Origin of the sequence: Paractinoplanes rishiriensis (genome assembly GCF_016862375.1) — a bacterium.
In the GTDB taxonomy this organism is placed as follows: Bacteria; Actinomycetota; Actinomycetes; order Mycobacteriales; family Micromonosporaceae; genus Actinoplanes; species Actinoplanes rishiriensis.
Map to the genome: position 1 here is coordinate 13,869 of NZ_BOMV01000005.1, position 15,113 is coordinate 28,981.

A 15,113-nucleotide genomic window follows, 5' to 3' on the forward strand; every position below is an offset into this window, starting at 1 on the left:
CGGTGATCCGTGCCGATGTCATGCGGGTCCTGGTCCACGTCGAGGCCCACCTCGACCGGGATCTGTCCGCCCCGGCGCTGGCCGCGGCGGCCGGCCTGTCCGCCTCGCGTTTTCACCGGGTCTTCGTCGCCGAGATCGGCGAGACCCCGCACGCCTACGTGGCCCGGCTGCGGCTGGACCGGGCCGCACTCTACCTGGCCACCCAGGCCGGGCCGATCGCCGGCATCGCGGCCGCCGTCGGCTACGAGACGCCGGAGACCTTCGCTCGCGCCTTCGCCCGCCGGTTCGCCACCACCCCGTCGGCCTACCGCGCCGCCGTTCCGGTCGCGGCACCTCTCCCGGCGCGCCGGCCGGGGCTGGAGCAGCAGGCCGGAGAGGGCGTGCTCTCGGCGGTCCGAGTGACCGAGTTGCGGCCCCAGCCGGCGGCGTTCCTCCGTCACCTCGGCCCCTACGAGGACGTCGACGGCTCCCTCTTCGAGGATCTGGCCGCCTGGTCGCACGGACGGACCGGGGTGACCGGACCCTGGCTCGGTGTCGGCCACGACGCACCGGGCATCACCCCGGCCCGGCTGCTGCGCTTCGACGCCTGCCTCGGGGTCACGGCCGCACGTCACACCCGGGGTCGCGTCGCCTTCCAGACCGTGCCCGGCGGCTGGTATGCCGTCGCCACCCACACCGGCCCCTACACCTCGCTGCCCCAGGCCCACCGGTCCGTCTACGCCACCGCCCAGTCGTTCGCCGGCTACCGCGTCGCTGGCCTCCCCCTCGTTGAGTGCTACCTGACCAGCACCGTCCGGCCGGACGCCCACCTCAACACCACCCAGATCCGGCTGCCGTTGGTGCGTCTCGCCCGATGAGCCGGATTTCTGTCTTTTGCCCGGCCTCCACCGCGTCTACTAATCGCCGCCCGCCCCGAGGCGGCACCAACCGTCTGCGAGGTCACCATGCAAAACCAAACCATGGAGGTACGACGAACACGCCCGGCCCTGGCCGCCGCAGCAGTCGGCCTACTGCTCGCCGGAACCGTCGCGGCACTCCCCCGGCCCGCCACGGCCGCCCCGGCCCTGACCGGCGCCACCGGATCGCCGGACGGATTCGCCGCCGTGCCGGCCTGGGGCCAGGACGGCACCACGGGCGGCGCCGGCGGAGCGACCGTCACCGTGCGCACCGCCGAGGACTTCCTCGCCGCGATCGCCCAGCCGGAACCGCTCATCGTCCAGGTCGACGGCATCCTGACGCTGCCCGGCCCGATGCACAACGTCGCCTCGGACAAGACCATCGTCGGGCTCGGCGCCGGCGGCGGCCTGAACATCGGCCTGCCCATCGACGACAGCATCACCGACCCGCCGGCCGACGCCGTGCACAACGTGATCATCCAGAACCTGAAGTTCGACGCCTGGGCGGACGACGCGATCAACGTGCAGATGTTCACCCACCACGTCTGGATCGACCACAACACGTTCGTCGCCGGGTTCGACGGCGCCGCCGACGTCAAGCGCGGCTCGTCGTACGTCACGGTGTCCTGGAACCACAGCACCCACGGCAAGAACATGCTGGTGGGCCACTTCGCCGGCAACGCGCACCAGGACAAGGGACGGCTCAAGGTCACGTACCACCACAACTTCTTCGACGGCACGGTGGAGCGCAACCCGTGGGTCCGCTTCGGCAACCCCGCGCACGTCTACAACAACTACTACCGCGCCGTGAGCAAGTACGGCGTCCGGTCCAGTTCGGAGGCGGGCATCCTGGTCGAGGGCAACTTCTTCCAGGGCGTCGCGCAGCCGTTCCAGCGCGGCGTGGGCGGCACCGAACTCGGCGACCTCGTCGAGCGCGACAACTGCTTCGCCGAGTCCGGCGAGCCGCAGTCCGGTGGCACCACCGAGGAAATTCCTTACCCGTACACCGTGGAGCCCTGCGACGGAGTGCCCGCAGCGGTGACCGCGGGCGCCGGCGCGGGCCGGCTCGGATAGGACCCGCACGGAGGTGTGCCGGTACGTCCGGCACACCTCCTCAGCGGTGGTTCAATCCAGCAGTTCGGTCACCGTGCCGGCGGCGACCGTGCGGTTGCCCTCGCGTACCGCAAAACCAAGACCGACCTCGAGTGCGACCGGCTTGCCCAGCGTCACCACCACCGAGTCCAGGGTGTCGCCCGGCATCACCAGGTCCCGGCCGCCCAGATCCAGACCACCCGGCACGTCGGTGGTGTGGAAGTAGAACTGCGGCCGGTAGTTCGCCTCGAACGGGGTGTGCCGCCCGCCCTCGGCATACGTCAGCGCGTACATGGTCGCCGTGAATTTGTGGTGTGGCGTCACGCTGCCCGGCACCGCGACCACCTGGCCGCGCTGCACCTGCTCGCGCTTCACCCCACGCAGGAGTACGGCGGCGTTGTCGCCGGCCTGCGCCGACTCGAGCGACTTGCCGAACGTCTCCAGCCCGGTCGCCACACTGGTCAGCGTGGGACCGAGGCCGACCACCTCGACCGGCTCGCCGACCCGCAGCGTGCCCCGCTCGACCTTGCCGGTCACCACGGTGCCCCGCCCGCTGATCGACAGCACGTTCTCGATCGGCATCAGGAACGGCTCGCCCAACTCGCGCGGCGGGATCGGCACGTAGTTGTCGACCGCGTCGAGCAACTCGACGATCGAACCGACCCAGTGCGGGTCGCCCTCGAGGGCCTTCAGCGCGCTGACCCGGATCACCGGCACCTCGTCACCGGGGAACCCGTACTCCGAAATCAGCTCGCGGACCTCGAGCTCGACCAGGTCGAGCAGCTCCGGGTCGTCGACCGCGTCGCTCTTGTTGAGCGCCACCACCAGGTACGGCACGCCGACCCGCTGGGCCAGCAGCACGTGCTCCCGGGTCTGCGGCATCGAGCCGTCCTGAGCCGACACCACCAGGATCGCCCCGTCCACCTGAGCCGCGCCCGTGATCATGTTCTTCACGTAGTCGGCGTGGCCCGGCATATCGACGTGGGCGTAGTGGCGCGCCTCGGTCTCGTACTCGACGTGCGCGATGGTGATGGTGATGCCGCGGGCGGCCTCTTCCGGCGCCTTGTCGATGCCCTCGAACGCCACGTACCGGTTGGTTGCCGGGTCGCGGTCGGCGAGAACCTTCGTGATGGCCGCCGTCAGGGTCGTCTTGCCGTGGTCGACATGCCCCATCGTGCCGATGTTGAGGTGCGGTTTGGTACGCATGAACTGGCTCTTGGCCATGGGTTTCTCAATCCTCACTGGATGCAAGGCACTTCGGTGGTACACGACCCCGTCGCCAGGCGGGGCGCGTCAGAACCCGCGCAGGGAGCAGCCCACCCTTCCCCGGGGTTCTGCTGCCGGTGGGGAAGGGTCAGACTCGCGTATCGGCGCCGGGAAAATCGCACACGGGAGCCACCGCAAGGGGCAGCTGCAGACCGGGCGCGAACATGACCGTCACGTTAGCTCCCGGCGCCCGGCCGGGCGAACGAATTTCCGCGCCGCTCAGGAGCCGATGCCGAGCGCCGCCTTCAGGCCGCTGCGCGGGCAGTCGCCGGACCGGTGGACGCCCACCCGGCCCAGGAGTTCGCCCAGGGTCTCCCGTTCGGCCGGGGACAGCGCGGCGAACAACTCCTCCTCGGCCGCGGCGACGGCCGTGCCGACGTCCTGGAGCGTGCCCACGCCGGCCGTGGTGATCTCGACGATGTGCCGGCGGCGGTCGGCGGGATCCCGGCGCCGCTCGATCAGCCCGGACCGTTCGAGGTCGTTGAGAAGGCTGACCAGCACGCTCGGATCCACCTCGAGCACCTCGACCAGCACCTGCTGACAGGCGGCCTCCGCGTCCAGGTGCAGCAGGACGGTCACGTGCCGGGGGGTGAGCTTGCTGGCGGCGAGCGCGGCCCGCAACCGGGCGTCCGCGATCGCTCCGCGGCGGGCCAGCGTCAGGCTCAGCCAGTCCCGCGAGTCACCCATGTCGCCTCCGTCCGGTGCCGCCACCAGCACGAGCAGCACAGCGCCCACGATAACAGGGCGCCGATTGACCGCCTGCTTCAATTGTTGATAGCGTTCAACGATCGGAGTTGCTCAACTATGGAGGGGAACCCATGAACATCGCGTACATCGTCTCCGCCGTCCTGGTTTCTGTCGTGCTGGTGGTGACGGCCCGCTTCAAGCTGATCCGCGAGAAAGAAGTGACGGCCACGCTCACCCGGCTGCACGTCCCGGACCGGATGTTCCCGGTGCTGGCCGCCCTCCAGCTGGCCGGTGCCGCCGGCCTGCTGATCGGCATCTTCTTCCGGCCGCTGGGCATCGCCGCGGCCATCGGCGTGGTGCTGTTCTTCATCGGAGCGGTCATCGCCCACCTGCGGGCGAACGATGCCAAGGGCGCTCCGGTGCCGGCCGCACTCGCGGTCTTCGCCGCCGCCCCGCTGGCGCTGGGCCTCGCCTCCGTCTGAGGGCCGGCGCCGCGAACGGCGATGACCGCACCCCGGACGGGATGCGGTCATCCTCGTGCTCAGCCGTGCCCCAGCTGGAAGCCCACCCCCCGTACGGTGATCACCCAGCTGCTGGCCCCGAGCTTGCTGCGCAGGGTGCCGACGTGCGTGTCGACGGTCCGCCGGGACCAGGAGTCACCCCAGATCTCCAGCATCAGCCGCTTACGGGGGATCACCGTGTCCGGGTTGGTGGCGAGCAGGTAGAGCAGGTCGAACTCCTTGCGGGTGAGATCGATCCGGCGACCGTCCAGCAGGACCCGCCGCACGCTGGGATCGATCTCCAGCGGGCCGTGCGACACCGTGCGCACCGCCGGCGCGGTCGTCTGGGTGCGCCGCAGGACCGCTTCCATCCGGGCCAGCAGCTCGCGGAAGCCGTACGGCTTGACGAGGTAGTCGTCGGCACCGGCCTGCAGACCCAGCACCCGGTCGAGTTCGGCCCCGCGCGAGGTGACGGCGATGACCGGCTTGTCGCAGGCCGCGCGGATGCCACGGCAGACCTCGAGCCCGTCCAGATCGGGCAGTTCGAGGTCCAGCAGGACGATGTCGGCCTCCTCGAAGGAGCCGAGGGCCGCTGCGGCCGTGCCGACCACGGCGACCTCGTGACCGTGCCGCCGCAGTCCGTGGGTCAGCGTCTCGGCCTCCGCCGCGTTGCTGTCCACCACCAGAACCCGCCGCGTCGCCGATTGCCCGGGAACTCCCGTCGCGACCTCCGAGTGGCTCCCCTCCGCCGGAGCCACCGCTTTCGCACCACATGAGCAATGCCTAGTACGTTCGAGCAGATTCACAGTTTGCCGAGACATTTTCCCTCAACCTGTTACCTTCGGTTGCTCTGGCGTCACTCGACCGTACCCAGCTCCATTGGTGGATGTCAACGATTGGCGTGAATACAATATGTGCCATGACGAGGCCCGGGAAGAACGGCATTAAAGGCACCGCGAGCCAGCTGTCAATGTGATTACGAACATGTTACCGAGACGAATATCCGGCACCGATCGGACATTGATCTTCGACGGGCGACGGCGGCGTCGCGTCGAAACAATAAATGAATCTTTTCGGCCGGCCGGCAAACCCGGGAATGCATTCTTCGAGTTCACCCGGTGGCCGCGCGTGCGCCGCGACGGGGGGACGGGCGAGCGCGCGGCCACCGGACCGGCGGGGCAGGGCTCTAGTTGGCGACGTACGCCGCACGGCGGTGCAGGTCGTCGCGATCAACCACGTCCAGCACCGCGGTGGCTAGATCCGCGTAGCTGATCGAACGCGCCCCGGGGAGGGGCCGGGTGGCGTCGAGCCGATACCGGCCGGTAACCGGCGCCGCCACCAACCGCGGCGGACGCAACGACGTCCAGTCGGCCGCGCTGTCCCGCAGCAGCGCCTCCATCCGCCGCATGTCCCGATAGGTGGCGCCGAAGATCCGTTCCAGGATCGGAAACACGATTCTGCGGTCGGCGAACGAATGCTCCGGCCCGGCGCCGACCGGGAGCGCCGAGATCACCACCACCCGTTTCACGCCGTTCGCCGCCATCGCGTTCAGGAGGTTGGCCGTGCCGGCCGAATAGAGCTCGGTGGGCTGCCGGGACGTCCCGATCCCCACCGCCGAGACGACCGCGTCCACGCCGGCCAGGGCATCGGTGATCCGCTCGCGGTCCAGGACGTCACCGGCGACGCGGGACAGACCCGGCTCCGGCGGTGTCGTCCCGTGCCGCCGGGCGACCGCCGTCACCTCGATCGACCGTTCCCGCGCCTGGCGCACCACCGACCGGCCGGTACGTCCGTTGGCACCTACGACGGCGATCCTCATGCCCGGTACGGCGTCGCGGACCGCGCCTCCAGCAGGGCACCGCCCCACCAGCTGAGGTCGTCCAGCAGGCCGCGGGCCACCCGCACCGCGGGTTCGGGCTCGATCAGGTTGCCGTCCTCGGTGAACAGCTCCCAGTAGTTCGCGAAGCTGACCGAGTCGCGCATCGTCACCGCGTGCATCTCCGCGAAGACGAGCCGGAGCTGCTCGACGGCTCGCAGGCCGCCGGCGGTCGAGCCGTACGACACGAAGCCGACCGGCTTGGCCTGCCACTCGGTGTAGTGCCAGTCGATCAGGGCCTTGACCGAGGCCGGGAAACTGCGGTTGTACTCCGGGGTCACCACGACGAACGCGTCGGCCCCGGCGAGGGCGGCGCTGCACCGGGCCATCGCGGCGGGACGGGTGTCGGCGGTGGCCATGGCCGGCGGCTCGGGGCCGAGCACCAGCGGCAGGTCGACCTCGGCGAGATCGACCACCGTCACCTTGAAGCCACCGTGCTGCTCGGCCTGCTCGGTGAACCACTGCGCCGCCACCGGACCGAACCGTCCCTCCCGCACGCTGCCGATGATCACGGCGAGGTTGAGCACCTTGTCGGACATGCTGACTCCTCGTCTGGGCACAACGGGGTGATTGTTCGACGCCATCGTCACCCCGGGCCGCGCCGGCAACCAGACCGGGCGGAGACGGGCACTGGCAGGGCGACCCACCCTGGCACGGAATTGACACCGGCCCGACGAAACTTCGCGAAGACTTGGTAATCGCGGCCTTGACCCACTCCTCGGGGCCCCGAAAAACTAGGTCCCACCGGATCGTTCACATGATGCATTCCGTGCCGAATTCAGTAATACCGGGAAGGCTCGACGTGACTGTCACGACCGAAACCCCGACGTCTGACCTGGACCTCTACTCCGACGAATCCGTGATCGCGCCGTACGACAATTATCGGCAATTGCGGGAGTCCGGACCGGCGGTCTGGCTGAGCAGATATCAGGTGTGGGCACTGGCCCGCCATGCCGAAATCTATGCGGCTCTGCACGACCATGAGACCTTTTCCTCCGGCTCCGGAGTCGGGCTCAGCGAGGAACTGAACAAGGTGATGGCCGGCGGCACCATCGCCAGCGATCCGCCGGAGCACGACCAGATCCGCCGGGTGATCGGCCGGCAGCTCACCCCGAAGGCCCTGCGGCACCACCAGGAGCACGTTCGCCACCGGGCCGCGGTCCTGGTCCACGAGCTGGTGGAGCGCCGCAGCTTCGACGCGGTGCCGGAGTTCGCCCAGCGCTTCCCGGTTTCGCTGGTGCCCGATCTGCTGGGCTGGCCGGAGGACGAGACCGGCAAGCTGCTCGAGTGGGCCGGGGCCGGATTCAACGCGCTGGGGCCGATGAACGAGCGCACCATGGCGGGCTTCCCGGTGCTCAAGGGCCTGTGGGAGTTCCTCGACCAGTTGGCCGTCTCACGCAACCTGCGGGCGGACACCTGGGGGGCCAACCTGGTCGCCGCCGTCGACGCCGGCGAGGTGCCGGCGGCCAAGCTGCCCGTCCTGCTCGGCGACTTCCTGGTCCCCTCGCTGGACACCACCGTCAGCGCCCTGGCCAGCGCCATCTGGCTGTTCGGCACGCATCCGGAGCAGTGGCAGCGGGTGCGCGCCGATCCGTCGCTCATTCCCGCCGCGTTCAATGAGATCGTCCGGTACGAGACGCCGGCGCGGGGCTTCTGCCGGCTCGTCACCCGCGACCACGAACTGCCCGGCGGCGTACGGCTGACCGCCGGCTCCCGCGTCTTCCTGCTGTTCGCCTCGGCGAACCGCGACGAACGCGTCTTTCCCGAGCCGGACACCTTCGACGTGACCCGGCCCAACGTGGCCATGCACCTGGCGTTCGGGCACGGCATCCACGGCTGCGTGGGGCAGGGCCTGGCCCGGATGGAGGCGCACGCGCTGCTCGCGGAACTGGCCGCCCGGGTGGAACACATCGAGGTGGGCCCGCCGGTGTGGCGCCGGCACAACACCATCCGCGGGCTCGCGGAACTGCCTACGACTCTGCACTCCTGATACATCGACCTGCGTCTGCCGAGGTGGTCCCGATGCGAATAACCCTTGACCGCGACCGGTGCGAGGGGCACGGCGTGTGCGAGTCCGCCGCCCCGGAACTGTTCCGCCTGGACGACCAGGGTGACCTGGAATTCCCCCTCGACGGGCAGGAGATTCCACCGCCGCTGCGCGCGGCCGCCGCCGATTCCGTCCTCATCTGCCCCGTCGCCGCGTTGAAGCTGGAGGGCTGAGCACCGATGCCCGACGATCGAGCGTCCTCCGTCTTCCGGCCCGCGTCCGCCCGGACCCTGCGGTTGATCGCCCAGCACAACCGGGACCGGCGCTGCAACTTCCTGATGGCGAGCAACTACGTCAACGCGACAGCGGCCCAGCTCGGCTACGTGCTGAGCGACCTGGCCCCGGTGGGGCCGGCCGGGCCGCGAGTGTCCTATCTGCTCAGCTCGGGCCTGGAAGCCCTGTCGGCGGCGATCAAGCTGGCCCGGCACACGGCCGTGCGCGACGGGCGCGACTCGGGTGGATGGGTCCTGCTGCTCGACCCGCGCGGGCGGTACCAGGAGTTCATGGACCCGGTGCGGGCCGGGCTCGACGAGGCCCTGATCCCGCACGTGGCCTGGGCACCGACCGCCGCCGAGGCAGCCCGCCGGTTCCCCGGCACGACCTGGACCGGCGTCCTCATCGTCCGCGAGGACGACACCGACCTCACCGACCCCGCGCTCGGCGACCTGCTCGCCGCCTGCCGCCGGGCCTCCGGCCTGGTGGCGCTCTGTGCCACCGAAACCGAGCTCACCGGGACCGAGCTCACCGGGACCGCGGTGTTCGCCAACCCGATCGACGCCGATGTCATGGTCTTCGGCGAGAACCTGGCCGACCGGCAGGTGCCGTTCGGCGCGCTGACCATGTCGCCCCGGGCGCACCGGGTGTGGCGCAACCACGTCGACTGTTTCGCGCACACCTCCACCTACGGCGGGAACGTGCTCTGCGCGGCGATCGTCCTCGACGCGCTCGAACGGGCCGGCTGTCTGACCGACCGGCACCGGGCGGTGCTCGCCGCCATCGATGCCGACCCCGCGGTCACGGTGGACTACTGGGGCCGGCACATCAACCCGAACATCGCCGCGATGGCCAAGGTGTTCAACCTCAACGTCGACGTGCGGCGGGCGTCGGGCGGCCGTTTCACCACCGGCGACGGGCGCGACGTGATCGACTGCGCCGGCGGTTTCGGCAGCAACCTGCGCGGCCACAATCCACCGGATCTGGTGCCCGAGGTGCTCGACCGGCACGACCCCGGCCACGACTACGCCGCCGACCTGGAGGGCGTTCTCGCCGAGCTGACCGGCCTGCCGCACGCGTTCCCGTCGGTCAGCGGCGCGGTGGCCAACCACGTGGCCGTCAGCCTGGCGGCGCTGGCCCGGCCGCAGCGCCGGACCGTGGTCAGCTTCAAGGGCAACTACGGCGGCAAGACCCTGTTCTCGCTCAACCTGAGCAAGTACGGGCCGCAGCGCACCGAGTCGGTCGAGGACGCCTTCCGGCCGTACTACCACCGGCTGGTCCACCTCGACCCGTTCGCCGCCGGCGCCGCCGACCGGTTCCGCGAGGTCGTTGCGGACGGCGACGTGGCGCTCGTGTGGTTCGAGCTGATCCAGGGGGCGACCTGCCGCCCGCTGCCGGACGCCCTGGTGCGGGTCATCGACGAGGGACGCGAGGCCGGCGGCTATCTGGTCGGCGTCGACGAGGTGCTGACCGGCGGCTGGCGCAGCGGTGCCGGCTACCTGGCGCACCACGATCGGATGCGTCCTGCCGACATCGTGTCGCTGGGCAAGACGATCAGCGACATGACGATGCCCGCGGCCTCGGTCGTGGTGTCCGAGCCGGTCTACCGCGACGCCGTCGCCACCGATCCGGAACACGTGGCGGTGCTGCGGACCCGGCTGCGGCACAACCTCGGCGCGCACATCTCGCTGCACGCGCTGCGCAGCCTCGACGCCGGCACGGTGGCCGAGTTCCAACAGGCGTACGCGGAACTGCGCGCCAACCTGGACGCGGTCTGCCAGGACTCCCCCGTGCTCGGGCCGGTCGCCGGCCGGGCGGCGCACATGCGGTTGACGATGGAGCACCGCCTGCTGTCGTTCCCGCACGGCTCCACCCCGGGCACCCTGCTCACCCTGGCGCTGGCCGACCTGATCTTCCAGCGCAGCAACGTGTACGTGCCGCTGCTCGCGATCCGGCACCGGGTCGCCGCGGACCCCGCCGACCTCAAGACCCTCGCCGAGCGCATCGCGGCCGGCACCCGCGGGATCACCCCGCTGATGGTCTACCGGCACGCGGCCGGCCGGATCCTCGGCCAGAAGTTCCCCTGGCTCGGCCGGCGGCTGTCCGGCCGCGGGCCGACCAGCCAGGTTCCGGATCCGCGGCCGGCCACGTCGCTGACCGGCTCCTGATCACCCCAATCCACCAGGAGGTCGTACCTGTCATGCGGGTCGAGAACACCGAACTGGCCCCCGCCCAGCAGATCCTGCGGCTCGCCACCGCGAGCTGGATGTCGTCCGCGGTCAGCGCGGCCGCCGAACTGGGCATCGCCGACCACCTCACGGACGGGTCCCGGACGGCAGCGGAGATCGCGGCGGACATCGGCGCCGACGCGCACACCCTGTACCGGCTGATGCGGGCCTGCGCCGACATCGGCCTCTTCCGCGAGGCACCGGACCGGACGTTCACCCTGACCGAGGTCGGCAGCGCGCTGCGCAGCGATGCGGCGACCTCGCTGCGCAACTTCGCCCGCTGGGTGGCGTTGCCGGCCGACCGGCACACCTGGGAAGGGCTGGCGGAGACGGTCCGGACCGGTACGCCGGCGTTCGCCCGGGTGCACGGCGGCGAGGTGTGGGAGCACTTCCGGGACAACCCCCGGGTCGCGGCGATCTTCGACGACGCGATGAGCGAGCTCTCCCGCCAGGTGATCGCTCCGGCCGTGGCCGCGTACGACTGGTCCGGCCTACGTCATGTGGTCGACGTCGGCGGTGGGCACGGCACCCTGCTGGCACAGATTCTCACCACCCTGCCGCAGGCGCGCGGCGTGCTGTTCGATCAGCCCGAGGTGATCGAGGGAGCCGGTGCGCCGCTCGACGCGGCCGGCGTGCGCGACCGGTGCGAGCTGGTCGGCGGGGACTTCTTCGCGACCGTGCCGGCCGGCGGGGACGCGTACGTGCTGTCCAACATCATCCACGACTGGGACGACGAGCCGTCCCGGCAGATCCTGGCGAACTGCCGCGACGCGATGGCCCCCGGCGGCCGGATTCTGCTGGTCGAGGCGGTGGTGCCGGACGACGACACCCCGGCCGGCACGGTGAAGCTGATGGACCTCGACATGCTCGTCATCAGCGGCGGCCAGCAGCGCACCGGCGCCCAGTTCGACGCGTTGTTCCAGCAGGCCGGGCTCAAGCTGTCGCGGATCGTGCCGGGCGGGCTGTGCAGCGTCGTCGAAGCCGTCCGGGCCTGACCGAGGAGACCGAGATGCCGTTCATCAAGGCCGGGGACGGATACCTGACCGTCTTCAACATGTTCACCTGCGACACCCCGCAGGACCAGGACCGGATCGTCGACGAGATGAAGGACATCGTCAACAACGCCGACTATCCCGGGTGGATCTCGTCCACCGTGCACGCCGGCGTGGACTCCCCCGGCACCGCCAACTACATCCAGTGGCGCAGCCTCGAGGACCTGCAGGCCCGGTATGCCGGTGCCCGCTACCAGAACGTCACGGTTCCGCTGTTCCAGCAGATCTCCACCTCGGTGGCGCTGCTCAAGACCGAGGTGGTGTTCAGCCAGCACCACCCGGACCTAAACCGGATCGAGATCTCGCCGCAGCGCGACGACTACACGGTCATCATCATCATGGACGTCGAGCCGCGGGACCAGGGCGCGCTGGTGGATGCGCTGGGCCGGCCCGACGAGTGGCTGATGACGGTGCCCGGCTACCGCTCACACGCGCTGTGCCGGGGCATCGACGGCAAATTCGTGGTGCTGTACGCGCAATGGGACTCCAAGGAGCACTACGACGTGTTCCACCACCTGCCCGAGTCGGCACGGCCGGCGGACGTCCGCGAGGCGCGGGCGTTCAGCGACACGATCGTCACGCGGCGGCAGGCAAACACCTACCGGGCCGTGCACACCAGGTCCGCGGTGCCGGCCGGACGCGCCGGATGAAGGGGAAACGATGACCGGACAGACCGACCGGGACGTGCTCGAGCGGGCCATCGAGCTGATCAATGCCGGCGAGGTGGCCGAGGGCGTCACCGCGCTGTTCGCGGAGGACGCCGTCGACCACGATCCCGCGCCCGGTCAGGGCGCCGGCCGGGCCGGTTTCCTGGCCTTCTTCGGCACCCTCACGACGGCCTTCCCGGACCTGCGCCTGACGCCGCGGCATCTGACCGCCGGCGACGGGCACGTGTCGCTGGCCTTCACCGTGTCCGGCACGCACCTGGGTGACTTCAACGGGATTCCGCCGTCCGGGCGGTCCTTCAAGGTCAGCGGGGTGGAGATCTTCCGCTTCACCGCCGGCCGGGTCGCCGAACGCTGGGGACTGACCGACGACATGGGAATCCTCGGTCAGCTGGGCCTTCTCCCGGAGGATCACTAGTGGTCCGCGCCGGCCTGGTCGTCGTCGGTGCCTCCTTGGCCGGGTTGCGAGCGGTGGAGGCCGCACGCCTGGCCGGCCACCGGGGCCCGGTCACCCTGGTCGGCGCCGAGCCGCATCTGCCGTACGACCGGCCCCCGCTGTCGAAGGAGTTTCTCGGCCTGCCGGGCGGCGCCGTGCCCACCTTCCACAACGCCGTTGCCCTGACCCGCGAACTCGGTGCCGACCTGCGCCTCGGCTCGCCGGCGACCGCCCTGGACGTCGACGAACAGACGATCGAGGTGGCCGGCTCGACGATCCGCTACGACGCCCTGGTGCTCGCCACCGGCGCCGCCGCCCGCACCCTGCCGGGCACCACCCACCTGAGCGGCGTGCACACGCTGCGCGGGCTGGACGACGCCCGGGCCATCCGGGCGGCGCTGCTGCCGGGGACGCGGGTGGTCGTCGTCGGTGCGGGTTTCATCGGGGCCGAGGTGGCCTACGCCGCCCGCCGCCGCGGCCTGGCGGTGACCGTGGTGGAGGCCGCCGCGGCGCCGATGGTCCGGGCGGTCGGCGACCGGTTCGGTGCCGTGCTGGGCGAGGTGCTCCGGCGCGACGGCATCGATCTGCGCTGCGGCGCCGGGGTCGACATGTTCGAGGGCGACGGGCGGGTCCGCGCCGTCCGGTTGACCGACGGCGGCGTGCTGCCCGCAGACCTCGTCGTGCTCGGGGTCGGCGCCGCACCGGCGACCGGCTGGCTGGCCACCAGCGGGCTCAAGCTCGACGACGGCGTGGTGTGCGACGAAAATCTGCACGCCGGTGCACCCGGCGTCTACGCCGCCGGCGACGTGGTCCGCTGGTTCAACCCGGTGTTCGGCCAGACCATGCGCCTGGAGAACTGGACGACCGCCGCCGAACAGGCGGTCGTCGCGGCACGCAACGCCGTGGATCCGGCCGCGGCCCGGCCGTGCGCCACGGTGCCGTATTTCTGGTCGGACTGGAACGGGCGCCGCGTGCAGTTCGTCGGCGTGCCGGAAGCGGACGAGACGGTACTGGTCGACGGCGACCCGGGCGGGGACACGTTTCTCGCGGTGTACCGCCGCGAGGACCGGCTGGTCGGCGCCCTGGGACTGGGCCAACGGCGGGCGGTGATGGCGCTGCGCGCGGCGATCGCACGCGGCACGCGGTGGGCGCCGGCGCTGCGCGGACTGCGTGCTCAGCCGGGTGGAGCCGGCCCAGGCTGAGAGTGCACGGCCGCGTCCGGTTCGATCCCGAGTTTGGCGAGGGCCGCGCGCGACGTGTCGTCGGCCGGGAACAGCACCACCAGGCGCAGGTCCGGATCGGACAGTTGCAGCATCTCGAACGCCAGCCGGACGGGGCCCACCTCGGGATGGTTCAACTGGCGGACACCCGCGCGCCGGCCACCGAGCGGGCGGCGCCGCCACCGTTCGCTGAACGCCGGCCCGGCGGCGCGGGACAGCCGGTCGGCGAAGCTGTCCACGGCCTGACCGTCCCAGCGCAACTGGTACAGGTCGGCGACGTGCTCGTCGGCCACCTGTTCCCAGTCCGGATAGGCGGTGCGGGCCCGCTCGTCGACGAACGTGTACCAGACCACGTTGGGTTCGTCGCCGTCCAGGACGCCGAGCGGGCCGACCAGCCGGCCGTATCCCTGGGTCCAGGCCAGCAGGTCGGCGAGCGGGTTCACCACGAACGCGGGCGCGGGCTCCAGCTGCCGCAGGACAGCCTGAATCCCGGGGCGCACCGTTCGCGAGATGCGGCGCTCCCGCGGCGCCAGCTCGGCACCGGCGATGACCGCGGCGAGCCGGTGCAGGTGCTCGGTGTCCTGGGCGCCCAGCCGCAGGGCCTCGGCGAGAGCACTGAGGATCTTGGCCGAGGGACGGGTGTCCCGGCCCTGCTCCAGCCGGGCCAGGTATTCGACGCTGACCCCGGCCAGGGTGGCCAGCTCGGCCCGGCGCAGTCCCGGGGTGCGCCGGCCGGTGTGCGCCGGGAGCCCGACGTCGGCCGGCGTCACCGCCTCACGCCGGCTCCGCAGGAAGGCGCCGAGCTCGTCTTCCCTCATGCCGCCCAGTATGCCAGCGGTCCGGCGAGGGTGGCCCCACCAGGGATACGACCAGCACGGTCTCCCTCACCGCCCGAACCGCTTCCAGAATGGGCTCCGTCGGTTCCGCCACCTCCC

Annotated in this window: 16 protein-coding genes; 10 read left to right on the forward strand and 6 right to left on the reverse strand. The window is 71.1% G+C overall.

The annotated features are described in order from the left end of the window. Nucleotides 1-2: 2 nt before the first annotated feature. Together Ari01nite_RS02060 and Ari01nite_RS02065 are read left to right on the forward strand one after the other, a co-directional pair. Nucleotides 3-857 carry an AraC family transcriptional regulator gene (locus tag Ari01nite_RS02060; RefSeq protein ID WP_203778801.1) on the forward strand — a complete coding sequence of 285 codons (855 nt, stop codon included), beginning with the start codon at nt 3-5 and terminating at the stop codon, nt 855-857. Between the two features lie 102 nt (nt 858-959). Continuing rightward, nucleotides 960-1,970: a pectate lyase family protein gene (locus Ari01nite_RS02065; RefSeq protein WP_203778802.1), complete on the forward strand. Its 1,011-nt coding sequence runs from the start codon at nt 960-962 to the stop codon at nt 1,968-1,970. Between the two features lie 51 nt (nt 1,971-2,021). Here the strand turns inward: Ari01nite_RS02065 and tuf are convergent, their stop codons facing one another. Then, entirely contained in the window at nt 2,022-3,212 is a 1,191-nt protein-coding gene (gene tuf / locus Ari01nite_RS02070; RefSeq protein ID WP_203778803.1) for an elongation factor Tu, read from the reverse strand. Nucleotides 3,213-3,473: 261 nt separating this feature from the next. Continuing rightward, the gene (locus tag Ari01nite_RS02075) at nt 3,474-3,980 is read right to left on the reverse strand and encodes a MarR family transcriptional regulator (RefSeq protein ID WP_203778804.1); all 507 of its coding nucleotides are present in this window, start codon (nt 3,978-3,980) and stop codon (nt 3,474-3,476) included. 92 nt (nt 3,981-4,072) lie between these two features. Here Ari01nite_RS02075 and Ari01nite_RS02080 point away from each other — a divergent pair, with 92 nt between their 5' ends. Continuing rightward, nucleotides 4,073-4,423 carry a DoxX family protein gene (locus Ari01nite_RS02080; protein ID WP_203778805.1) on the forward strand — a complete coding sequence of 117 codons (351 nt, stop codon included), beginning with the start codon at nt 4,073-4,075 and terminating at the stop codon, nt 4,421-4,423. A 59-nt stretch (nt 4,424-4,482) separates the two neighbouring features. Here the strand turns inward: Ari01nite_RS02080 and Ari01nite_RS02085 are convergent, their stop codons facing one another. From Ari01nite_RS02085 to Ari01nite_RS02095, 3 genes are all read right to left on the reverse strand, one after another. Continuing rightward, nucleotides 4,483-5,121: a response regulator transcription factor gene (locus Ari01nite_RS02085; protein WP_239162416.1), complete on the reverse strand. Its 639-nt coding sequence runs from the start codon at nt 5,119-5,121 to the stop codon at nt 4,483-4,485. A 506-nt stretch (nt 5,122-5,627) separates the two neighbouring features. Continuing rightward, nucleotides 5,628-6,260 (reverse strand): NAD(P)-dependent oxidoreductase, encoded by a 633-nt coding sequence (locus Ari01nite_RS02090; protein WP_203778807.1) that lies wholly within the window; start codon nt 6,258-6,260, stop codon nt 5,628-5,630. After that, nucleotides 6,257-6,856: an NADPH-dependent FMN reductase gene (locus tag Ari01nite_RS02095; protein WP_203778808.1), complete on the reverse strand. Its 600-nt coding sequence runs from the start codon at nt 6,854-6,856 to the stop codon at nt 6,257-6,259. Before Ari01nite_RS02095 ends, Ari01nite_RS02090 begins: the two co-directional genes overlap by 4 nt. A gap of 263 nt (nt 6,857-7,119) precedes the next feature. On the opposite strand from Ari01nite_RS02095, the gene Ari01nite_RS02100 reads away from it, so the two are divergent. The 7 genes from Ari01nite_RS02100 to Ari01nite_RS02130 are packed head-to-tail and all read left to right on the forward strand — an operon-like array spanning nt 7,120 to nt 14,160. Next, on the forward strand, nt 7,120-8,307 hold the full coding sequence (locus Ari01nite_RS02100; RefSeq protein ID WP_203778809.1) for a cytochrome P450: 1,188 nt from the start codon (nt 7,120-7,122) through the stop codon (nt 8,305-8,307). Nucleotides 8,308-8,339: 32 nt separating this feature from the next. Next, nucleotides 8,340-8,537, forward strand: a complete 198-nt coding sequence (locus tag Ari01nite_RS02105) for a ferredoxin (RefSeq protein WP_203778810.1) — start codon at nt 8,340-8,342, stop codon at nt 8,535-8,537. A 6-nt stretch (nt 8,538-8,543) separates the two neighbouring features. Continuing rightward, a complete protein-coding gene (locus Ari01nite_RS02110; RefSeq protein WP_203778811.1) occupies nt 8,544-10,745 on the forward strand; it encodes an aminotransferase class III-fold pyridoxal phosphate-dependent enzyme in 2,202 nt (733 codons plus the stop codon). Between the two features lie 32 nt (nt 10,746-10,777). Continuing rightward, nucleotides 10,778-11,800, forward strand: a complete 1,023-nt coding sequence (locus Ari01nite_RS02115) for a methyltransferase (protein ID WP_203778812.1) — start codon at nt 10,778-10,780, stop codon at nt 11,798-11,800. A gap of 14 nt (nt 11,801-11,814) precedes the next feature. Beyond that, complete coding sequence (locus tag Ari01nite_RS02120) at nt 11,815-12,507, forward strand: antibiotic biosynthesis monooxygenase family protein (RefSeq protein ID WP_203778813.1); 693 nt, start codon at nt 11,815-11,817, stop codon at nt 12,505-12,507. 10 nt (nt 12,508-12,517) lie between these two features. Further along, a complete protein-coding gene (locus Ari01nite_RS02125) occupies nt 12,518-12,940 on the forward strand; it encodes an ester cyclase (protein ID WP_203778814.1) in 423 nt (140 codons plus the stop codon). Continuing rightward, nucleotides 12,940-14,160 carry an NAD(P)/FAD-dependent oxidoreductase gene (locus Ari01nite_RS02130; protein ID WP_203778815.1) on the forward strand — a complete coding sequence of 407 codons (1,221 nt, stop codon included), beginning with the start codon at nt 12,940-12,942 and terminating at the stop codon, nt 14,158-14,160. Before Ari01nite_RS02125 ends, Ari01nite_RS02130 begins: the two co-directional genes overlap by 1 nt. On the opposite strand, the gene Ari01nite_RS02135 is transcribed toward Ari01nite_RS02130, so the two are convergent. Next, nucleotides 14,133-14,996: a helix-turn-helix domain-containing protein gene (locus Ari01nite_RS02135; protein WP_203778816.1), complete on the reverse strand. Its 864-nt coding sequence runs from the start codon at nt 14,994-14,996 to the stop codon at nt 14,133-14,135. The genes Ari01nite_RS02130 and Ari01nite_RS02135 overlap by 28 nt on opposite strands. Nucleotides 14,997-15,113 lie beyond the last annotated feature (117 nt).